The following is a 20,941-nucleotide window of genomic DNA, read 5'->3' as shown; positions in this document are numbered from 1 at the left end:
AGTCGAGACACCAGCGCACCAGCGCCTCCCGACTGCGCTCGAGGCGAACGGAATCTCCGCGTTAATCCTCGCCGAAGCCGTCGGCGATCAGCGCGATCAGATCGGCGAGCACGGCGTCCGCGCCGTCCCCCTCGACCGCGACCTCAACCGTGTCGCCCTTGGCCGCGCCGAGCATCATCAGCCCGAGGATCGATCCGCCCGCCGCGCTGTGCGGGGCTTTGCTCACGGTGACCTTCACGCCATCGGGCAGGTTCGCCACCGCGCCGACGAACTTCGCACTCGCCCGGGCGTGCAGGCCCCGGCGGTTGACGATGGTGACGCTTTGCCGTGCTTCCCCCACGCAGCGCGCCTTCAGGCCTTGGCCCGCGCGGGGGCGGTGTCCTGCCCCAGCAATTCGCTGGCGATGGTGATGTAATTGCGCCCGGCGGTCTGCGCGGCATGGACCGCGGCGGAGACATCCATCGCCTTGCGCGCACCAGCCAGGCGGATCAGCATCGGCAGATTGATTCCCGCGATGACCTCGACATGCCCGGCATCGAGCAGCGAGATCGCCAGATTCGACGGGGTGCCGCCGAACAGGTCGGTGAGGATGATGACGCCCTTGCCATTGTCGACCGAAGCAATCGCGTCCGCGATATCGGCGCGGCGCTGCTCCATATCGTCACTGGGGCCGATGCAGACCGTGACGATCCCGTCCTGCGGGCCGACCACGTGCTCCATTGCCTCGACAAACTGGTCCGCGAGGCGGCCATGGGTTACCAGGATCAAGCCGATCATGCGTGAATAGGGGTCCGTTAACTGCCCGCCAAGGGGGCTGCCTTACGCGTTTCTACCTTAACCGACAATGCGTGCGGGGTGCATTGCGGCGGATTCTACCGTGCCGGGTCCTAGCGCCGATCCCGTTCAATGGTATCGGCCGCTCGCGAGCCCAGATTGCGATGCCGGACAGTGGGCGAAAACCCGGCGGCGCGCAAGGCCTGAGCCATGCGCTCGGTGGTGAAGACCGATCTGTGTCTCCCGCCGGTACAGCCAAAGGCGATATGGACATAGGGTTTGCCCTGCCGGGCGTAGCGCGGGAGCAGCATCAGCAAGAGATCGCGGATGCGCTCGAACGCCTCGGCAAAGGCGGGGTCGCGCGCGATATGCTCGCCCACGGCGGCATCCTGCCCGGTCTGTTCGCGCAGCTCCGGCACCCAGTGCGGATTGTCGAGAAACCGCATGTCGAACACCAGATCGGCCAGCGGCGGCATTCCGCGGGCGAAGCCGAAGCTCGACAGGGTGATGGTGACGCCTGCTTCCTCGCTGGCCGGATCGAACAGCTCGCGGATGCGGGTTTGCAGATCGTTACTCGTCATCGCCGTGGTGTCGATCATCACCTCGGCCCAGCGGCGCAGGGGTTCGAGCAATTCCCGCTCGGCGGCGATGCCTTCCTGCACCGGGCGTCCGTCAGCCATCGGGTGGCGGCGGCGGGTTTCATTGAAGCGGCGTTCAAGCTCGCCCCCGGCGCAGTCAAGGAACAGGAAGGTCAGCGCGATATCGGGCCGGGCGGCGAGGTCTTTGACCAAGGCAATGATGTCGCCCGGGACAAAGCCGCGGGTGCGCGAATCGAACCCGATGGCAAGGGGGCCGCGCGCGTCGTCGGGCATGGTGACGAGACGCTTGAGCATCCGCACCGGGAAATTGTCGATCGTCTCCCAGCCGAGATCCTCCAGCACCGCCAGCGTGGTCGATTTGCCCGCACCGGCAAGGCCAGTGACCAGCAGCAGTTGGCGCTGGGGAGGAGGGGTGTCAGGCTCGCTCATGCGCTGTCATCTGGCGCGTCTGGGCGGCAAAGGGAAGCGGGTTTGCTGTCGAGGCCATGCATGGCGAGCGCCCATTCGGCGCGCGGGGCGGGGGCAATGGTGCCGGGATCGAAGGCGAGTACCGGCACCGCGACCCCGTTGATGACGCGCCGGGGGAGCGGTGCTTCGGGAAGGCGCTCGGGTGTTGGGCCGCCAAGAGAGAGGATCAGCGCAACCGGCGCGGGCGGGGCGAGGGGGAGGGTGACAAGGCCCACGCCGCGCACTTCCATAAGCCCGGCAATATGCGGGGGCGGGCTGGCGATCAACGCGCCATTCTCGACTGTCAGCGTCACCCCATCATCGCCGATCAGCCCCGCGCCGCGATCCACCAGCGCCAGCGCGAGGCTGGACTTGCCGCTGCCCGGTGGCCCTTCGATCAGCAGCGCGCGGCCCCCGATCGCCACCGCGCTGGCCTGCATCACAGCGCCGCTCATGCTGCGGGCAGACGCAGCCGCAGGCACGCGCCGGGCGTACCGTCGGGGCGGGCGTCGGCGCTGAGTGTGCCGTCATGCGCCTCGGCAATCGCGCGGCCGATGGCGAGGCCGAGGCCGGAGTGATTGCCGAAGCTTTCACCTTCCGGCCGGTCGGAATGGAACCGTCGGAACACCGCCTCGCGCGCGTCGGCGGCGATGCCGGGGCCTTCGTCGCAGACCTCGGTGACGCTCTGGCCTCCGGTCCGGCGGATCGACACGCTGACCACGCCGTCCGGGGGCGAGAAGGACACCGCGTTGTCGATCAGGTTTTCGGCCACGCGTTCCAGCTGGGTCGGCACGCCCATCACGATGTGGCTGCCGGGTGCCGCGTCGAGCACGATTCGGCGCCCGCCGTTCATCCCGCGATCTTCGCGGCTGCGGATCAGGTTCGCGAACAATTCCGCCAGATCGACCCGTTCCAGAGTCGCGCGGCTGATCTCGGCATCGACCCGGCTGGCAGCGGCGATTTCGGTCACGAGGCGGTCGATCCGGCGCACGTCATGGGTGGCGATCTGGATCAGTTCGGAACGCAGTTCCGGGTCTTCCACGCGCGGCAGCGTGTCGATCGCACTGCGCAGGGAGGCGAGCGGGTTCTTGATCTCATGCGCCACGTCGGCCGCGAAGCTGTCGACCGCGTCGATTCGCTGCCTGAGCGCGCCCGTCATGTCCGAAACCGCGCGGGCGAGCAGTCCGATCTCGTCGCTGCGTTGGGGCAGGCGCGGCACTTCCACCTCGCGGTCGCGACCCTGCTTCACCCGCACTGCTGCACGCGCCAGCAGCCGCAGGGGCGTGACGATGGTGCGCGCCAGAAACAGCGAGAGCAGCGCAGAGGCCGCCAGCAGCAGCACCATCGCAAAGCCCAGCGTGGTGCGGGCGGCGCGCACGCTTTCGGTGATGTCGACCGCATTGCGCACCGTCAGCAGTGTCGCGCCTTGCAGACCGACCGGCACGGCGGCGGTGATCACGGGCGTGCCGTCGCGCCAATCATAGAGCCGCACCTGGCTCAGGCCCAATTCGCGCGCGCGGGCGAGTTCGGGCCAGGCGTCCGCCTCCTGCGCTTCGGGCTCGACATAGTCCTGCACGGCCTCGGCGCTGACAATGGTGTCGACCGTGCGGTCGAGCCAGCGGGAGAAGCGCTGCTCCCAATCGTCATCGCTGATGTCGTTGAACCGGAAGGACGGTTCGGCCAGGGTGAAGCTGTCGGCGGTCAGCGCGCCTTTGGCATCGAACATCCGCAGCCGCATCCGCTGCTCCTTGCCGATCTGCACCAGCAGCGCCTCCTGCCGCTCACGGGTCGCCCCGGCCAGTGCCTCGGCCGTGATCTGCGCTTCGATGCGGGCGAGCTTGAAGCGCTCGTTGATCAGCTGCGTGCGGTACGAGTCGAGATATAGCAGCCCGCCGCCCATGATCAGCAGCGGCAGGATGTTGACCGCCAGAATGCGGCCCGTCAGCGCGAACCGCCCGGTGGCGGTCAGCTGCTCGCCGCTGGTGCCTTTAGCCATCAGTGAAGCTGTAGCCCGCGCCGTAGAGCGTTTCGATGCCATCGAAGGTGGGATCGACCAGCCGGAACTTGCGCCGCATCCGCTTGATATGACTGTCGACCGTGCGATCATCGACGAAGACGTCATCGGGATAGGCCGCGTCCATCAACTGGTTGCGGCTTTTGATCACGCCGGGACGGATCGCGAGCGCTTCGAGGATCAGGAATTCGGTGACGGTGAGGCTGACGGTCTCGCCATCCCACATCACCTGATGGCGCGCCGGGTCCATGAACAGGCGCCCACGGGTGAGGGTCGCGGGCGCAGGCTCGGGCGAGGCGGCGGGGTGGGCTCCAGCCGCCAGCGGCTCGGCCCGGCGCAGAATCGCCCGGATGCGGGCGATCAGGAGGCGCAGGCTGAACGGCTTGGCGATGTAATCATCCGCGCCCAATTCCAGCCCGGCTTCCTCGTCGCTTTCATCATCCTTGCTGGTGAGGAAAATCACCGGCAGCGGTGAATGCGCGCGCAGGCGGCGCAGCAGCTCCATGCCGTCCATCTTGGGCATCTTGATATCGAACACGGCCAAGTCCGGCGGATTGTCGAGCAGCGCCTTCAACGCGGTCTCGCCGTCCGAATAGAGCCGCGTGGCAAAGCCTTCGGCCTGCAAGGCAATCGAAACCGTGGTGAGGATGTTGCGATCATCATCGACCAGCGCGATCTGGAGCTTGCGGGTATCCGCGCTGACAGGGTCGGTGGCGGCGGCCAAGGGGGGCTGTTCGGTGGTGCTGTCGGACATGGCGTCTATCCTCTTTGCCCCTGCGATTGCATGGCGCAAGGGGTAGCGCCAAGCGGCACCAATCGCAATGCTGGCGCGGGGCGGTGGTAACATACGGGCGGGAAAGCTGCATTTGGCCGCTCCCCAAATTTGCTATGGCGCAGCGCGTTTGACGCCACGAGGCGTGCCAACTAAGGCATCGGATCAGGGATCGAACGGCTGCTGACAGGAAACTCCGCCCGTAGTTGCATACGTATGCGCTGATGCTAAGGGGCAGGTGCTACGGACGTGACGAACAGGTGCGGGGATTCGCTGGGATCAGCCGGTCCGTCACCTGCCGAACACGACCTTGCTGCTGTCCTGCCCAGGAGACGTATGTTGACCTCGCTCGCAACCCCGTTGGCCGCCCAGAATCTCCACACTGGTGCCACACTCCACGCCAACCTCGGCACCGCCGCTCTGGTCGAGCACGCGCTCAAGAAGGGTGAAGGCAAGCTGACCAAGCATGGCGCGTTGCTGGTTGACACCGGGCGCTTCACCGGGCGCAGCGTCAAGGACAAGTATATCGTCCGCGATGCCGAAACCGAGAACAGCATCAACTGGGGCACGATCAACCAGCCGATGAGCGAGGCGCATTTCGCCGCGCTGAAGGCCGATTTCCTCAAGGAGCTGGAAGGCCAGAGCGAACTCTATGTCGCCGATCTGTTCGGCGGCTCGCAGCCCGAATACCGCGTGAACGTGCGCGTCATCAACCAGCTGGCGTGGCACAACCTGTTCATCCGCACTCTGCTGGTGCGCCCGACGGCGGACGAACTGGCGAGCTTCGTCCCCGAATACACCATCATCAACCTGCCCAGCTTCAAGGCCGATCCCGAACGCCACGGCTGCCGCAGCGACACGGTGATCGCGGTGAGCTTCACCGAGAAGCTGATCCTGATCGGCAACACCGAATATTCGGGCGAGATGAAGAAGGGCGTGTTCGGCCTGCTCAACTACCTCCTGCCCGCTCAGGGCGTGATGCCGATGCACTGCTCGGCCAACATCGGCGCTGACGGCAAGAGCGCGATCTTCTTCGGCCTCTCGGGCACCGGCAAGACCACGCTTTCGGCTGACGCCAGCCGCACGCTGATCGGCGATGACGAGCATGGCTGGTCGGACACCGCGGTCTTCAACTTCGAAGGCGGCTGCTACGCCAAGATGATCAACCTCTCGGCCGAGGGCGAGCCGGAGATCTATGCCACCACCAAGATGTTCGGCACGATCCTCGAAAACGTGGCGATGTATGAAGACACGCGCGACTTGGACTTCACGGATTCGTCGAAGACCGAGAACACGCGCGGCGCCTACCCCATCGAGTTCATCCCGAACACGTCCGAGAAGAACCTCGGCCCGGCGCCGTCGAACGTGATCATGCTCACCGCCGATGCCTTCGGCGTGCTGCCCCCGATCGCGCGGCTGACTGCGGATCAGGCGATGTACTATTTCCTCAGCGGCTACACCGCCAAGGTCGCGGGCACCGAAATCGGCGTGACCGAGCCGGAAGCGACCTTCTCCACCTGCTTCGGCGCGGCCTTCATGCCGCGTCACCCGAGCGTCTATGGCAACCTCCTCAAGGAACGGATCGCCAAGGGCAATGTGCAGTGCTGGCTCGTCAACACCGGCTGGACCGGTGGCAAGTACGGCACCGGCTCGCGTATGCCGATCAAGGCGACCCGCGCGCTGCTCAACGCCGTGCTCGATGGCGACATGGACAATGTCGAGTTCCGCAAGGACCCCAATTTCGGCTTCGACGTCCCGGTGCACGTGCCGGTGCTGGCCGCAGCCGGGATCGATCAGACCATCCTCGATCCGCGCAGCACCTGGGCTGACGCCGCCGAATACGATGCGACCGCCAAGAAGCTGGTGCAGCTGTTCATCGACAACTTCGCGCAGTTCGAAGCCCATGTCGATGAAGGCGTGCTGCAAGCCGCTCCGGCACCCGTCGCCGCCTGACCGTCAGTCCCCGTTGGAGAGGGAGAGCCCCGCCCGGCGCAAGATCGGAGCGGGGCTTTTTCATTGAATCGCCGCGCAGTTGGCCCACACTCGCTACCGGTGCGACTCGGAGGACAACGACATGAGTATTCTCGACGGCATTCTGAAGAACATCGGCGGTGCGCCGGACGATGTGGTGAACCTCGCGGCCAAGATCGGGATCGACCCGGCGATGGCCGAACAGGCAATCGCGGCGCTCGGCAAGACCCATCAGCTCGATGGCGACACGGTGACGCTGGCGGCGGAAAAGACCGGCCTCAGCCCCGACATCCTCAATCAGATCGTCGCTGCAATCGGCGGCGAAGGCTCGCTCACCAACTTCGCGTCGATCATCGACCGCGATGGCGACGGCAACCCGGTCGACGACATCATGGACATGGCCAAGGGGTTGTTGGGCGGCGGAAAGAGCTGAAGAGCGTCTTTTCGCGCTCGACGTATGGATCAACTTCCGGCGGCAGAGACGTCGGGGGTTTCCACGGGCTCGGGCAGGTTACGTAAGTCCACCGTCTCGCCATCGGCTTTGTTCGCGATCAGAGCCATCAGCAGCTTGGCCCGCTCGGCCGCGCCACCGCCGTGCGGATTGGCAGCCACTGGCGCGAGGAAATCGCGCGCAATCGAATGCTTGCCCTCGTCAATCAGCATCATCCCGGCATTGAGCTTCAAGCCCTGATCGAAGGGCGCCAGCTTCGATGCGGCAAATTCCAGCGCCGCGCGCGCGTTCTCGCTTGGCTCGACGCCGCGTTCGACGAAGCTGCGGTAGTGATAGATCAGCGGCAACGGATGATCATTCTCGATCGCGTTCAGGGCCTTGAACGGCTTCATTGCTGCTTCATAGGCTGCTTGCTTATCTTCGGCTTCCTGAGCCTGCCGAAACAAAGCATAGCCTTTCTGCACATAGGCGTTGGTGCGCGAGGAATCGCGCGCGATCGCCGCATCGGCGGCAGCGATGGCTTCGGCATCATTGCCCGCGTCATACTCCGCCTCGGCCAGCGCAGCGAGTACGCCTGCATCTTCAGGATACCGTGCAGCGATCGCACGCGCTTCGACTAGCAGTTCGGCTGCCTGTTCATCGTTCACCCCGCGTTGTGAGCGGATCATGACGGGGACGATGGCGGCCTCTCCCAAGGGCAGTTTACGCAAGGTGATCGGGTTGCCTGTGCTGAGCTGGTTCGGCGTCAGCACAAAGGTCAGCATCCGGCGCGAGCGCAGATAGGTCGCAAGTTCGCGTTCCAGCACGTCAAGATCGCCGAATGCTTCTTCGCCTGCTTCAAGCTGCGGCGTGCCATTGTAAAGGCTGACAAGATATTTGCTCAACTGCCCACGCCGTTCGTCCGAAAAGGTGAGGTAGTGATACAGCAGCCAGCTTTTGCCGTAGAAGGCGTCATAGCCCTTGCCGCGCTGCTTTTCGTACAGCGCCGGATCGAGCAGCTCGCGCACATGGACAGGGTCGGCAAACACCAATTCGCCCCCCCGATGCTGCGCCGGGCGTCCGATCAACAGGCTCCCGTCCGAATTGAAGCCCGCCGCCGCGAAGAATTCTGCCGACCCCTCACTCAACCAACGCGGCTGGGCAAAGCTGGATGACGAGATCAGGAAGTGGTGGGCATATTCATGCAGCAGCACAATGGTCGAGAAATGTGGATAGCCCTTGGTGTTGCGGATATCCTGCACAAAGGCGCGGCTGCCGCCCGCCCGCGGAATATAGAACCCGCCGATCGTTCGACTGCCCCCCGTCAGCGCGCGCATATCGCGCTCTCCGCCGACCACATAGATCGTCACCCGGTTTGATGGGCTCGGCTTTTCGATCTTGGACTTGAGCACAAAGGCCATCGCGCTGTGATAGCGCTCCAGGTTCTCGGCGAACTTGCGGATGTCGGCTTCCTTGTCGTCGGCATAGATGACGAAGTGGTCGCTCGACGCCTCATACCATTCCGCCCGCGCGGGCAGGCTCGCCAGCAAGGCAAGCGTGGCGGCAAGAATGCGAATAAACGCGGTCATCATGGCAAGCCCCCCGTGTTCGCAGCGCCTGTGATTGCCCCGCGAGTGACATGAGATTACCCCGATTTCCGCATCTGACCAGAGGCTTGCGACGAAAGGATGCGCGCAGCGTCAGCCGCCCGCCGCCCGCGTGTCCTCCAGATATTGCCAGATCCGGCTGACCACCACCGAGCCTTCGCCCACCGCGCTCGCCACGCGCTTGACCGAGTTCGACCGCACATCACCGACTGCGAAGATGCCCGCTGCGGTGGTAGCGTAGTCGTCCGCCTGCCCCGCCGCAGCGCCGGTCAGCACGAACCCCTTGTCGTCGGTTTCGGCCATGCCGGACAGCCAATCGGTATTGGGCGCGGCGCCGATCATGATGAACAGCGCGCGGGTGGCGATCCGCTGCTCGGTGTCCCGGGCCTTGAGCGTGATCGCTTCGAGCCAGCTCTCGCCATGCAGCGCGGTCACTTCGCTGTGGTAGTGGATGGTGACGCGCGGATCGGCCTCCAGCCGCTGCGAGAGGTAGCTCGACATTGATGCCGCCAGACTGCCCGATCGCACCACCAGATGCACATGGCTCGCCGCGCGACTGAGGAACATTGCGGCTTGCCCGGCCGAATTGCCGCCGCCGATCACCACGGCTTCGGTCTTGCCGCAAAAGCGCGCTTCCATTTCGGTCGCCGAGTAGAAGATGCCCGCGCCTTCGAGCGCTTCGAGATTGTCGAGCGGCAGGCGGCGATATTGCACCCCGGTCGCCACCAGCACCGCGCGGGCGCAGAGTTCGTCGCCATCGTCCAGCGTCGCGCAGAACGCGCCGTCCGCGCGCCGCGACAGGGCCTCGACCCGGCGCGGCATCACGAAGCGGGTGCCGAACTTCATCGCCTGCACCTGGCCGCGCCAGGTCAGATCGGTGCCGCTGATCCCGGTGGGAAAGCCCATGTAATTCTCGATCCGGCTCGAGGTGCCTGCCTGCCCGCCGACAGCGGTATCCTCCACCACCAGCGCCGGAATCCCCTCGCTCCCCGCATAGACCGCCGCCGCGACGCCCGCCGGGCCGCCGCCGACGATCAGCAGCTCGTAGGTTCGTTCGGTGCAGATGCCGAGATCCATGCCGAGATATTGCGCGATCTTGCGCGGGGTGGGGTCGTCCAGCCGCGTGTCGGCGCCGACGATCACCCCTGGCTCGTGCCCCATCAGACTGCATACCGACGCGGTTTCGCGGTCGGTCGCGTCCATGTCATAGCTCTGGAACGGGATGCGGTTGCGCGACAGGAAGCGCTCGACCGCCTGGACCTTCGGATCGCGGTCCGCGCCGATCACCTTGATCGTGTCGTTGCGCGCCTCGAATTGCTTGCGCCGCCGCGCCGCGAACACGGTGATGAGGTGGTCGGACAGCTCCGGCACCCGGCTCATCAGTTCGAGCATCGCTTCGCGCGGAGCCTCAATCACGCGGGTGTCGACCGAGGCACGCATCCGCATGATGTTGGTGCCGCGGTTGAGGAACCCGATCTCGCCGAGAAACTGCGTCGGCCCGAGCGAGGACGGCAGCATCCGTTCGCCCGTGTAGGGATCGACCACCTCGATATCGCCTTCGAGGACATAGATGAACCGGTCCATCGGCTCACCAATATCCATGACGATCGTACCGGCCGGGTAGAACACCTCTCCCCCGATCGCGCAGATGGCATCGACATGCGCAGGCGCGAGCGGCACCCGGCGCATGGTTTCAAGGTCTTGTCCCAAAGTTTCCATGCGTCCCTCCTGCCCGTCCGCCTACCTGCCATGCAAGCGTTGCAACATGGGGTCAGGGAGGGGGATTGCAATTCGTCCTTCGGATCACCCCTTGGCCCCGGCGATGTAGCGGCTGACCGTGTTCGCCATCACGCTCAGCGGGGCATTGCCGCCCAGCACCAGCGCGGTGTTGAATTCGCGCATGTCGTATTTGCCGCCCAGCTCCGCCTTGGCGCGTTCGCGCTGGCGCAGGATCTGGCTGTGGCCGATCTTGTAGCCGCAGGCCTGTCCCGGCCAGCTGCAATAGCGATCGACCTCGGAGGCGACTTCCTCGACCTTGGAGCCATTGCGCTCGACAAAGAAGGCGCGGCCCTGTTCGCGGGTCCATTGCTTGGAATGCAGCCCGGTATCGACCACCAGCCGGCAGGCGCGGAAGGCGAGGGATTGCAGGAAGCCCAGCCGCCCGACCTCGAAGCCCTTGTAGGCGCCGAGCTCATCCGCCAGCTGCTCGGCATAGAGCGCCCAGCCTTCGGAAAAGGCGTTGAAGGCGAGGATCGAGCGGATCAGCGGCAGGCGGTTGGAAAACTCGCCTTCCCACACGTGGCCCGGAATCGCCTCGTGGAAGGTGAGGTCCGCGAGGTCATAGCGGCGGTGCAAATCCGTGGTTCTGAGGTTGATCCAGAACCGCCCGGGAATGCTGCCGTCCTTGCTGCCCGCTCCGCCGTAGGCACCGGGCGCGCCGGGCTCTTCGGAGAGCGGCAGACGCACCACCTCCATGCGCGGGTTGACCACCTGCGTGAAGGCGCGCGGCATCTGCGCCTTGATCCACTGAAGGCGTTCCTCGATGAAGGCGAAGATTTCCTTGCGGCCCGGATCGCCCTCGGCAAACTGGTAACGCGGATCATCGGCCAGCGCCCGCATCCGTTCGCCCACACTGCCCTTGGAATAGCCGATCTTTTTGAGGATCGGGTCCATCTTGCCGTGAAGTTCGTCAAGCTCGGCGAGGCCCTGACGGTGGATTTCGTCAGGCTTGAGATTGGTGGTGGTCGATGCGCCCAAGGCCCAGGCGTAATATTCCTCGCCCATCGGCTGCGCCCAGACCCCGGCGGAATCCTTGGCGGAAGCGCGCTGGGTCTTGAGTTCGGCAAGCTGGCGTTCGAGGGCAGGGACGATCCCGCGCTTGGCAATGCGGGCGGCCTGGGCGGCGGCGCCTTTGGCTTCCGACAGTTCGGAGCCTTCGAGCGGCCCGGCATAGGCCTCGGTCGCGCCCGCAATGCTCGCTTCCATCTGGGCAATCGCCTTGTCCAGCAGAAAGGCGGGTGGAACGACGCCCATTGCGCGGGCGGCGGTGATCCGCTCCCGCTCGCCATCGAGGATCGCAGGGACTTCGATCAGCCGGTCGAGATAGGGGCCGACGTCATCGGCCGTCGCCAGCGGCTGGGTCGAGGAGAAGAAGCGCGGCATGTCGATATAGCCGCCGACATTCTGGATCACCACGTAGGGCGCATTGCGCCAGCTGCCGACCGCGACATCGCCGTAGGGCATGGCCATGCCCTCGATGGCGCGGGAGAAGGCGGTTTCGACCACTTCGAACCCGATCTGCTGGTCGCTGGTGAGGCCATCCTTCGGGTAGGCGCGCACTTCGGTGACCATCTCTTTCAGGCTGGCGGCATAGGCCTGCCGTCCCGCCTCGCCCGGCGTGCCGAAGGTGGAACGCCACGCGGCATATTCGCCAGTGTCGACACCCGCGCCGGTCGCGCGGCCCGGTTCATGGGCGAGCATCCGGTAGGCGATCCGGTCGAGCGCGGCATCGGGGTCGAGCCCGGCAATCGGGCCGCCGGCGGGCGGTGCATCGCTTGCCGCGCGGACGGCGGCAGGGAGCAGGGCCAAGGTGGAAACACCGCCCAGCGCAGCAAGCGTCCGGCGGCGGGTGAATTGGGCAAATCTCTCTCTCATGTCCCAAGGTTTGGCGGGGCCGGCACCCCAAGTCAATTGCGCCGGGCCGCCAAGGCGGGTTAGGAGCGCGGCATGACCGACATTGTGCTTTCCATCGTGATGCTGGCCGCGCTCGCGCTGGTTGCGGGGGCCTTCGCCCTGTGGCGACGGACGGGCGAGGTGAAAAACCCGGCTCTGATGGTGCTGCTCGCCGTGATCGCGGTGATCAACGTGCTGATCTGGACGATCCCGACCGGTGGGGGTGAGGCCCCGATCGAGCAACTGAAGGCCGCCGGAGAAGGCTAGGGGGAACCCTCCCCGGCGGGCCTCGTCGGCTTACTCGGGGATTCGCCAGGTGATCGTGCCGGTATAGCTGCCCGCGACCGGCTTGCCATTGCCGTCGCGCGCGGCTTCGAACCGGGCGCGCTTGGTCACAAGGTCGCAGGTCGCCGCATCGAGCGGGGCGTGCCCGGTCGAGCGGGTGACGGTGCAGCCGGTCACCTTGCCACTGGCGTCAATCGCGAGGGTGAAGCGCGCGGTGCCGGCCATCTCCTCCATGATCCAGCGCGAGCGGTAGTCGTTGTTCGTCACCCACTTGCCCGGATTGCCGCGCGGGCGCGCACCGACGGGATCGAAGGGCGCTGCGCTGGGGCCGGGGATGGGAAAGCCGATCTCGCCCGTGCCGGTTCCCGCCGGTGTGCCGGTGACGGGAAAGTCAAACACGGTAGTGCCAAGAGTGATGTCGCTCGGCAGTTCGGCAGGCCGCGGCGCGTCCGGGATGGGCGTCGTGGTGGTAGAGGTCGTTTTCTGATCCGGCTGGGGTTTGTCGGGCGTGGGCGGCGGCGGGGGAAGAATGGTTTCGGTGATGATCTCGCCCTTGATCCGGGGTCCGGCAGGCTTGGTCACCACCGTCACCGCAAGGCCCACCACCAGCAGGGCGCCAAAGGCACCGGGAATGCCGAGCGCGCCAACAAGGGCAGCAGGATTGGGACGGCGATTGGCAGAAGCATAGTTCATCGCAAGGGGGCTCCTCTCTCCATCAACGTGGGAGCAGTGGCCGGAGTGCGAATGACACCAACGCTGCGAGCACAAACCCTCCGGCCCTGCTCGGGATCGAAAGTACTATGCTTTTTGTGAGGGGCGAAGAACTTTCGCGTTGTTTTTCAGGACTGTAATTTTTGCAACTGAATTGGTAGAGAAAGATGAAGAAATTGAATTGCTTCGCCCCGTCCCGGGCTTGACCCGGGACCCAGCTTTCTTCCGGTGGGCACAAAGGGAGCGGGGCCCCGGATCAAGTCCGGGGCGGGGAAGGCACTCTGACTTATTTGATCGGGCAATCGGGCGAAAGCCGGAAGTCGAGATAATTGTCCACCGACTTCATCAATTCCTCAAGCTCGTTCTCGAAGAAGTGGTTGGCGCGGGGGATTTCCTCGTGGTGGATGGTGATGTGCTTCTGCGTGCGCAGCTTGTCGACCAGCTTCTGCACCGCATTGGGCTGCACCACGGTATCGGCCGCGCCCTGCACGAAGATGCCGCTCGCCGGGCAGGGGGCGAGGAAGCTGAAATCGTACATGTTGGCAGGCGGCGCGACCGAAATGAAGCCGCGCACTTCGGGGCGACGCATCAGCAATTGCATCCCGATCAGCGCGCCGAAGGAATAGCCCGCGATCCAGGTGCTCTGCGCCTCGGGGTGGATCGACTGCACCCAGTCGAGCGCGCTCGCCGCATCCGACAGCTCGCCGATGCCGGAATCGAACGACCCTTGCGAGCGGCCCACGCCGCGGAAGTTGAAGCGCAGCGTGGCAAAGCCGCGGTCCGCGAAGGTCTTGTAGAGCCGCTGCACGATCCGGTCGTTCATCGTGCCGCCGCCCTCGGGGTGCGGGTGCAGGATCATCGCCACCGGCGCACGCGGGCGCGGGGGCGGGGAGAAACGGCCTTCAAGACGGCCTTCGGGGCCGGGAAAGATGACGGACGGCATCGGTGAACCCTGACTGAGTGATCGCAAGCGCCGGGTGGCGCGGGAAATTGTCGGGCCTATATAGGGGCCCTGCCAAAAACCGCAATTATTGTGAGGACCACCGCCATCCCCGAGCGGATCTATCTCGACCACGCCGCCACCTCACCCCTGCGCCCCGAAGCGCGCGCGGCGATGGAGGAGGGTTTTGCGCTGTGGGCCAACCCCTCGTCCCCCCACGCCGAGGGCCGCAAGGCCCGCGCCGCGCTGGAGGATGCCCGCGAGCGGATCAAGCGGTCGCTGGGCTGGGAGGGGGAGCTGATTTTCACGAGCGGGGCGAGTGAGGCCCTTTGGATCGCGCTCAACAGGGCGAAGGTGGATCGCCGGATCGTCAGCGCGGTGGAGCATGACGCGGTGTTCCGCGCGGCCGCGGATGCCGAACTCTTCACGGGCGGCGAGCCGCCGGTCGAAGGCACGCTCATCGCAGTCCAGCACGTCAACCCGGAAACCGGCACGATACTCAGGATCGCAGACACCGCCGACGCGATGCGCGAAGACGGCGCGTTGCTCCTTTCAGACTGCGCCCAGAGCGCGGGCAAGCTCCCGCTGCCCGAGGCCGACATGATCGTCGTCAGCGCCCACAAGTTCGGCGGGCCGATTGGCGTGGGCGCGCTGCTGGTACAGGACTTTTCAGTGCTGGAACCCGTCGGCGGGCATGAGCGCGGCTATCGTCAGGGCACCGAGAATCTTCCCGGCGCTATGGGCATGGCGGCAGCGCTCGAGGCGGGCTGCTGGGTAACCTCGCCCAATGAACGCCGCGCCTTCGCCGAGGCGCTGTCGCCATACCAACTGGAGCGGGGCGAGCAGGTGGATTACATTTTCGCACTCGCTCACCCCACGCTGAGCGCGCAGGCCCTTCTCATCCGCCTCGACGCGATGGGCTTTGCCGTCTCGGCAGGGAGCGCGTGTTCTTCGGGGACGCTCAAGAAAAGCCGGGTGCTTGATGCCTTCGGGGTGCCCGACGATGTCGCCGCGCGCACGATCCGGGTGAGCCTCGGGTGGAACACCACGCCGGAGGAACTGGAGCGGTTCAGCGAGGCTTGGGCTGCGCTATGTTGACTCTCCACCCCCGTCCCGGGCTTGACCCGGGACCCCGCTGCCTTTTCCCATCCCCTCACCAAGCGGGACCCCGGGTCAAGCCCGGGGCGGGGGGGAGCAGGCCATGATCTACCTCGACTACCAGGCCACCACCCCGCTCGCGCCCGAAGCGCGAGACGCCATGCTCAGGTGGCTCGGTGGGCCGGAGAGCGACACCTTCGGCAACCCCCATTCTCCGCACCGCATGGGCCGCATGGCTGCCGCCGCGGTCGAAACCGCGCGCGAACGGATCGCGGCGCTTCTGCCGGGTGGCGGGCGCGTGGTGTTCACGTCGGGCGCGACCGAAGCGATCAACACGGTCATTCAGGGCACCCCCGGCGATGTCGTCACCTTCGCCACCGAACATGCCGCGGTGCTCGATTGCCGGCGGGTGGTCGAGGCGCAGGGGCGGCGCTTTTCGGTACTGCCCGTTACGCCCGATGGCCGGGCCGATGTCAGCGCAATGGCCGATCATGTCACGTCATCGACGGGTCTTGTCGCGGTCATGGCGATCAACAACGAGATCGGCGTGCGCAATCCGCTCAACGCCGTGGTCGACATTGCACGGCAGGTTGGAGCCAAGGTGCTGGTCGATGCGGTGCAGGCCTATGGCCGGGTGCCGGTTGAGGTCGCCGCCGATTTCATCGCGATCTCGGCGCACAAGTGTCATGGTCCCAAGGGCATCGGGGCGTTGTGGGTGCGTGACCAAGTGGTTGTCGCACCGTTGCTGCTTGGTGGCGGGCAGGAGGCCGGTCTGCGTTCCGGCACGCTCTCGCCTGCCCTGTGCGCCGGATTCGGTGCGGCGGCGCAGGTCGCAGAGGAGGGCTTGTCGGCGCAAATGTTTCACGTGGAACATTTGTGGAACAAGGCCCGAGAGGCATTTGCGGACTGGGAATTGAACGGCAGCGCGGTGGATCGCTGGCACGGCAATCTGAACATCCGCAAGGACGGTCTCGACGTCGCCCGGTTGATGAGCGATTGCCGCAGCGTGATGTTCTCCGCCGGGAGCGCCTGCGCCAGCGGGTCGGGGCGGCCGAGCCATGTGCTGCGCGCTATCGGCCTCAGCGACCCGCAAGCAAAGTCCTCTATCCGCCTTGGTTTCGGGCGCTATACAAGTCTTCGGGATATTGCAGACGCCGCCGCCATCATCAACGCCGCCGTCAGGGAGCAGGGCTTGTGAGCATCACCATCACCTTCGTTGATCCGCGCGGGCGTCCGGTGGCGGTGACGGCCGAACCGGGCGACAATCTGCTGCGCGCAGGCCAGGCGGCGGGCTTGCCGCTCGAAGGCACCTGTGAAGGGCAGATGGCGTGTTCAACCTGCCATGTGATTGTTGCCGCCGAATGGTTCGACCGCCTCCCCCCCGCGTCCGAGGAGGAGGAGGACATGCTCGATTTCGCGGCTGGCGCGCGCCGCACGTCTCGTCTGTCGTGCCAGATTGAGCTGACGGACGAGATGGACGGATTGACCGTCAGCGTGCCGCCTACAAGCAGCGACGCGCGCCGGATGTAGCCTAGGCCTCGGCCGGTTCCATGTTCAGCGCAGCCATCAGCGCGTCGGTGAAGGCGGGGATATCGTCCGGCTTGCGGCTGGTGATGAGGTTGCTGTCGACCACCACCGCTTCGTCCACCACGGCGGCGCCTGCATTAGACAGATCGGTGCGGATCGAAGGCCAGCTGGTGACGGTGCGCCCCTCGATCAGGTCGGCTTCGGCCAGCAGCCACGGCGCGTGGCAGATCGCTGCTATCGGCTTGCCCGCTGCGTCGAATTCGCGGATCAGTTCGATCACCGCGCGTTGGGTGCGCAGCACATCGGGGTTGATCTGCCCGCCGGGGAGCAGCAGCGCGTCGTAATCCTCGGCCGAGACGTTCCCGACCAGCAGGTCGACGGCGACGCTCTCGCCCCAGTTTTCCTTGTCCCAGCCGCGGATTTCGCCCGGCCGCAGGCTGCCCACGGTGACTTCCGCCCCCGCCGCTTCGAGCAGTCGCTTGGGCTCCATCAGTTCGGATTGTTCGAAACCGTCGGTAGCGATGATGAGGACGCGCTGCATTGTGGTCTCCTGTGATTGGTGATCACCGGACTAGCCACCCGCGCGCCCCCATGTTCCGCCGGCCAAGGCCAAGCGGGAGCAGCGCGCGGTGGGCCGTTGATGCGCGCCTATTGCGGGCCGGGTGCAGGAGCGGCGAGGCGGCGGCGGATCGCGCGGTTCGCCCACCACACCCCGCCTGCGGGCACGGCAACCGCTGCGGCAAGGATCAGCAATGCGACGATCCAGCCGAAAATCGTCCCCAGCGATCCCAGCGCGCCGCTGACCGGCCCGAGGAAATCGCGCGCCACCGGCGTGCCGGTCTCATAATGCACCGTGACCCGGCTGAAGGCGACGCGGCCCTCCATCTCCTTGAGCCAGCTGCGCGCCTGATCGATCTCCTCGTTTACGGCGGCAACGCTGCGTTCGGCTTCGATCAGTTCCTCCACCGAGCCCTTGCGGGTCCGCAAGACCTGTTGCAGCCGGTCGCGCAATTGCTTGCGGGCTTCCAGCCGCGCTTCGGTATCGACCAGTTGCTTGGAGAGTTCTTCCGAGGCGATTTCGGCGGCGACCTGTTCGGCCCCTGCATCCAGCGCCTCATCCTCCAGCAGTGCGCCAAAGGCCCGCGCCTGCCGGGTGGCGACCGCCATTTCGAGCTGGCCCGCAACCTCGCCCTCAAGCTCGCCGGTCTTGGTCATGCCGAGGATCTGGCAGACGGCGGGCCCCTGCTGTTCGCACAGGGTCGCATGGCGGCGCTGGAGCCCGCCGATGGCGTCTGCCGCCATGCGCCAGCGGAAATCATAGACATAGGCCAGCTGCGGCAGGTTGACCGGGATGGCATCGAGCTGGGGCAGGGCAGGGGTTGGCTGCGGAGCATCGGCAGGGGCGGTTTCGGCCACGATGGCCTCATTCACGGCCATATCGGCGGCTTCGCTGGCGGCGGGATCATTATCGGCGCGGCTGCACGCAGCAAGCGCGAGGGTGGCGGTGGCGGCAAGAATCAAGGGCTTACGCATGTTTCTCTCTCCTCGTGAAGCGGAGCGGCGGGGCGCGACTCGCAACGCCCGCGTCAGCCTCGCCGCAATGATGCCTTATTTTCGCCATAATTAAACCGCAATTTCGCCACATTCTTGGGAAGCGGCCTGTTTTGGCGAAATGCAACCCTGTGGAAACCCCTCTCCCGGCGCCGCTCGCGGATTGCTAGACGGGGGGCATGACCGACCCCGTCACCACCGAGCCAGCCGATGACGGCTTCGACGCCATCGTCGACGCCCCCTTCGATGCCGCCTTGTCCGAGCGCTATCTGGTCTATGCGCTCTCGACGATCACCGCCCGTTCGCTGCCTGATCTGCGCGATGGGTTGAAGCCAGTGCACCGCCGCCTGTTGTGGGGAATGCGCCAGCTGCGCGTGACGCCCGACAGCGCCTTCAAGAAATGCGCCCGCGTGGTCGGCGATGTGATGGGCAAGTACCACCCCCACGGCAATCTCGCGCTGTATGACGCGCTGGTGCGCCTCGCGCAGCCGTTCATGCTGCGCTACCCGCTGATCGAGGGGCAGGGGAATTTCGGCAATATCGACGGCGATAACGCGGCTGCCGATCGCTACACCGAATGCCGCCTGACCCGCACCGCGATGGAGCTGATGGCGGGGCTGGATGAAGGCACGGTCGACTTCATCCCGACCTATAACAACGAGGAGCAGGAACCGGTCATCTTCCCCGGCCTGTTCCCCAATCTGCTTGCCAATGGCGCCAGCGGGATCGCGGTCGGCATGGCGACGAGCATCCCCAGCCACAATGTCGCCGAGATCATCGACGCCACTCTGGAGCTGATCGACAACCCGTCTGTCACCCATGAACGGCTGATGGAGCTGTTCCACGGGCCCGATTTCGCCACCGGCGGGCAGGTGGTCGACAGCGCCGCCGCCATCGCCGAAGCCTATCGCACGGGGCGCGGCAGCTTCCGCCTGCGTGGCCTGTTCCATGCGCCCGAGGCCAAGGAGCCGGACGACATCGCCGCCGGGATCGAACGGCTGAGCGGCGGGCAGTGGCAGCTGGTCATCTCGGAAATCCCCTATCAGGTGCCCAAAGGCAAGCTGATCGAACAGATCGCCGCCGCGATTGCCGATCGCAAACTGCCGATCCTCGAAGACGTGCGCGATGAAAGCGACGAAGCGATCCGCATCGTGATCGTACCCAAGAGCCGCAATGTCGATCCCGAGCTGCTGAAGGAAAGCCTCTACAAGCTGACCGACCTCGAAACGCGGTTCAGCCTCAACCTGAACGTGCTCGACGAGCGCCCCGGTTTTGGCCGCACCCCGATGGTGATGGGGTTGAAGGAGCTGCTCGAAAGCTGGACCTTCGCGCAGATCGACATCTTGCAGCGCCGCTCGCGCCACCGGCTTGCGCAGATCGCCAGGCGGCTGGAACTGGTGCGCGGCTATATCATCGCCTACCTCAACCTTGACCGGGTGATCGCGATCATCCGCGCGGAGGATGAGCCCAAGCCGGTGCTGATGGCCGAGTTCGCGCTGAGCGATGTGCAGGCCGAAGCGATCCTCAACATGCGGCTGCGCAGCTTGCGCAAGCTGGAGGAAATGCAGCTGCGCAAGGAACAGGATGACCTGCTGGCGGAAGAGGCCGAATTGCAGGCCTTGCTCGAAAGTCCAGCCAAGCAGCGCACCCGGCTGAAGCGCGATCTGCGCGCCCTGCGCAAGACCTATGCCGAGGACACGCCGATCGGTGCGCGCCGCACGCTGATTGCCGAGGCTGCGCCGACCGCCGTGTTCAGCATGGACGCGATGATCGAGAAAGCACCTGTCACCGTGATCCTCAGCCAGAAGGGCTGGATCCGCGCGGCGAGCGGCCATGTGCCGCTGGATCAGGAGTTCAAATACAAGGAAGGCGACGGCCTCGCCTTCATCCTCCATGCGCAGACCACCGACAAGCTGCTGCTCGCGGCGTCGGACGGGCGGTTCTACACGCTCGGCTGCGACAAGCTGCCCGGCGCGCGCGGCTTTGGCGAGCCGGTGCGCACGATGGTCGATCTGGAAAGCGACGCCAGTGTCAGCGCGATGATGGTGCACCGTCCGGGCGGACGGCTGCTGCTCGCCTCCAGCCATGGCAAGGGCTTTGTGGCGGAGATGAACGAGCTGCTGGCCGAGACCCGGAAGGGTCGGCAGGTGGTGAACCTCAAGGACGGTGCAAGGCTTCAGGTGGTCCGCCCGATTGCCGAAAACCACGACCACGTCGCCTGTGTCGGGGATAATCGCAAGCTGGTGGTGTTCAATCTGGAAGAGCTCCCCGTGATGACCCGCGGGCAGGGGGTGCAGTTGCAGCGGTATCGCGATGGCGGCATGTCGGACGCGATCACCTTTGTGCTAGCCGATGGCCTCAGCTGGCAAATGGGCGGATCGGGCGAACGCACCCGCACCGAAACCGAAATCCGCATGTGGAAGGTGGCGCGCGGCGCCGCCGGTCGGATGCCGCCACAGGGCTTCCCGAAATCGGGCCGGTTTGATTGAGTTAGGGCTCGCGCGCCGACATCCAGAAGGTCGCGCTAGGACGCTGAGACTTCG

At 65.8% G+C, this 20,941-nt stretch carries 20 protein-coding genes; 7 read left to right on the top strand and 13 right to left on the bottom strand.

What is annotated here, in order from left to right; translation table 11 throughout:
• Nucleotides 1–61 precede the first annotated feature (61 nt).
• The 6 genes from ACLBKT_RS08920 to ACLBKT_RS08895 form a co-directional block, all read right to left on the bottom strand.
• Complete coding sequence (locus ACLBKT_RS08920) at nt 62–340, bottom strand: HPr family phosphocarrier protein (RefSeq protein ID WP_410182566.1); 279 nt, start codon at nt 338–340, stop codon at nt 62–64.
• An 11-nt stretch (nt 341–351) separates the two neighbouring features.
• The gene (locus ACLBKT_RS08915) at nt 352–777 is read right to left on the bottom strand and encodes a PTS sugar transporter subunit IIA (protein ID WP_166545569.1); all 426 of its coding nucleotides are present in this window, start codon (nt 775–777) and stop codon (nt 352–354) included.
• A 110-nt stretch (nt 778–887) separates the two neighbouring features.
• The gene (gene rapZ, locus ACLBKT_RS08910) at nt 888–1,802 is read right to left on the bottom strand and encodes an RNase adapter RapZ (protein WP_410182565.1); all 915 of its coding nucleotides are present in this window, start codon (nt 1,800–1,802) and stop codon (nt 888–890) included.
• The gene (locus ACLBKT_RS08905) at nt 1,799–2,275 is read right to left on the bottom strand and encodes an HPr kinase/phosphorylase (RefSeq protein ID WP_410182564.1); all 477 of its coding nucleotides are present in this window, start codon (nt 2,273–2,275) and stop codon (nt 1,799–1,801) included. The genes rapZ and ACLBKT_RS08905 overlap by 4 nt, the downstream gene beginning before the upstream one ends.
• Nucleotides 2,272–3,816 carry a stimulus-sensing domain-containing protein gene (locus tag ACLBKT_RS08900; RefSeq protein WP_410182563.1) on the bottom strand — a complete coding sequence of 515 codons (1,545 nt, stop codon included), beginning with the start codon at nt 3,814–3,816 and terminating at the stop codon, nt 2,272–2,274. The genes ACLBKT_RS08905 and ACLBKT_RS08900 overlap by 4 nt, the downstream gene beginning before the upstream one ends.
• The gene (locus ACLBKT_RS08895) at nt 3,809–4,588 is read right to left on the bottom strand and encodes a response regulator transcription factor (RefSeq protein ID WP_410182562.1); all 780 of its coding nucleotides are present in this window, start codon (nt 4,586–4,588) and stop codon (nt 3,809–3,811) included. Before ACLBKT_RS08895 ends, ACLBKT_RS08900 begins: the two co-directional genes overlap by 8 nt.
• 354 nt (nt 4,589–4,942) lie before the next feature.
• Here ACLBKT_RS08895 and ACLBKT_RS08890 point away from each other — a divergent pair, with 354 nt between their 5' ends.
• Both ACLBKT_RS08890 and ACLBKT_RS08885 read left to right on the top strand, forming a co-directional pair.
• Nucleotides 4,943–6,559 carry a phosphoenolpyruvate carboxykinase gene (locus ACLBKT_RS08890; RefSeq protein WP_410182561.1) on the top strand — a complete coding sequence of 539 codons (1,617 nt, stop codon included), beginning with the start codon at nt 4,943–4,945 and terminating at the stop codon, nt 6,557–6,559.
• Nucleotides 6,560–6,680: 121 nt separating this feature from the next.
• Nucleotides 6,681–7,010: a hypothetical protein gene (locus ACLBKT_RS08885; protein ID WP_410182560.1), complete on the top strand. Its 330-nt coding sequence runs from the start codon at nt 6,681–6,683 to the stop codon at nt 7,008–7,010.
• Nucleotides 7,011–7,039: 29 nt separating this feature from the next.
• On the opposite strand, the gene ACLBKT_RS08880 is transcribed toward ACLBKT_RS08885, so the two are convergent.
• The 3 genes from ACLBKT_RS08880 to ACLBKT_RS08870 form a co-directional block, all read right to left on the bottom strand.
• Nucleotides 7,040–8,599 (bottom strand): hypothetical protein, encoded by a 1,560-nt coding sequence (locus ACLBKT_RS08880; protein WP_410182559.1) that lies wholly within the window; start codon nt 8,597–8,599, stop codon nt 7,040–7,042.
• A gap of 108 nt (nt 8,600–8,707) precedes the next feature.
• Entirely contained in the window at nt 8,708–10,333 is a 1,626-nt protein-coding gene (locus ACLBKT_RS08875) for an FAD-dependent oxidoreductase (RefSeq protein ID WP_410182558.1), read from the bottom strand.
• 84 nt (nt 10,334–10,417) lie between these two features.
• Complete coding sequence (locus tag ACLBKT_RS08870) at nt 10,418–12,268, bottom strand: DUF885 domain-containing protein (protein WP_410182557.1); 1,851 nt, start codon at nt 12,266–12,268, stop codon at nt 10,418–10,420.
• A gap of 72 nt (nt 12,269–12,340) precedes the next feature.
• On the opposite strand from ACLBKT_RS08870, the gene ACLBKT_RS08865 reads away from it, so the two are divergent.
• On the top strand, nt 12,341–12,553 hold the full coding sequence (locus tag ACLBKT_RS08865; protein ID WP_410182556.1) for a hypothetical protein: 213 nt from the start codon (nt 12,341–12,343) through the stop codon (nt 12,551–12,553).
• 30 nt (nt 12,554–12,583) lie between these two features.
• Here the strand turns inward: ACLBKT_RS08865 and ACLBKT_RS08860 are convergent, their stop codons facing one another.
• Nucleotides 12,584–13,264 (bottom strand): TonB family protein, encoded by a 681-nt coding sequence (locus ACLBKT_RS08860; protein ID WP_410182555.1) that lies wholly within the window; start codon nt 13,262–13,264, stop codon nt 12,584–12,586.
• Nucleotides 13,265–13,568: 304 nt separating this feature from the next.
• The gene (locus ACLBKT_RS08855) at nt 13,569–14,225 is read right to left on the bottom strand and encodes an alpha/beta hydrolase (RefSeq protein ID WP_160760491.1); all 657 of its coding nucleotides are present in this window, start codon (nt 14,223–14,225) and stop codon (nt 13,569–13,571) included.
• Between the two features lie 90 nt (nt 14,226–14,315).
• Between ACLBKT_RS08855 and ACLBKT_RS08850 the strand changes: the two genes are divergently transcribed.
• From ACLBKT_RS08850 to ACLBKT_RS08840, 3 genes are all read left to right on the top strand, one after another.
• The gene (locus ACLBKT_RS08850; protein WP_410182554.1) at nt 14,316–15,320 is read left to right on the top strand and encodes a cysteine desulfurase family protein; all 1,005 of its coding nucleotides are present in this window, start codon (nt 14,316–14,318) and stop codon (nt 15,318–15,320) included.
• Between the two features lie 103 nt (nt 15,321–15,423).
• Nucleotides 15,424–16,518: a cysteine desulfurase family protein gene (locus tag ACLBKT_RS08845; RefSeq protein ID WP_410182553.1), complete on the top strand. Its 1,095-nt coding sequence runs from the start codon at nt 15,424–15,426 to the stop codon at nt 16,516–16,518.
• Nucleotides 16,515–16,850, top strand: a complete 336-nt coding sequence (locus ACLBKT_RS08840; RefSeq protein WP_410182552.1) for a 2Fe-2S iron-sulfur cluster-binding protein — start codon at nt 16,515–16,517, stop codon at nt 16,848–16,850. Before ACLBKT_RS08845 ends, ACLBKT_RS08840 begins: the two co-directional genes overlap by 4 nt.
• Nucleotide 16,851: 1 nt before the next feature.
• On the opposite strand, the gene ACLBKT_RS08835 is transcribed toward ACLBKT_RS08840, so the two are convergent.
• Both ACLBKT_RS08835 and ACLBKT_RS08830 read right to left on the bottom strand, forming a co-directional pair.
• A complete protein-coding gene (locus ACLBKT_RS08835) occupies nt 16,852–17,388 on the bottom strand; it encodes a type 1 glutamine amidotransferase domain-containing protein (RefSeq protein WP_410182551.1) in 537 nt (178 codons plus the stop codon).
• A gap of 107 nt (nt 17,389–17,495) precedes the next feature.
• Nucleotides 17,496–18,380 carry a DUF4349 domain-containing protein gene (locus tag ACLBKT_RS08830; RefSeq protein WP_410182550.1) on the bottom strand — a complete coding sequence of 295 codons (885 nt, stop codon included), beginning with the start codon at nt 18,378–18,380 and terminating at the stop codon, nt 17,496–17,498.
• 197 nt (nt 18,381–18,577) lie between these two features.
• Between ACLBKT_RS08830 and parC the strand changes: the two genes are divergently transcribed.
• Nucleotides 18,578–20,887: a DNA topoisomerase IV subunit A gene (gene parC / locus ACLBKT_RS08825; RefSeq protein ID WP_410182549.1), complete on the top strand. Its 2,310-nt coding sequence runs from the start codon at nt 18,578–18,580 to the stop codon at nt 20,885–20,887.
• Nucleotides 20,888–20,941: the final 54 nt, after the last annotated feature.

Origin of the sequence: Erythrobacter sp. W302b (assembly GCF_046452395.1) — a bacterium.
GTDB lineage: Bacteria > Pseudomonadota > Alphaproteobacteria > Sphingomonadales > Sphingomonadaceae > Erythrobacter.
Note: the sequence above shows the minus strand (reverse complement) of the source record. Positions and strands in the feature narration are given on the sequence as shown.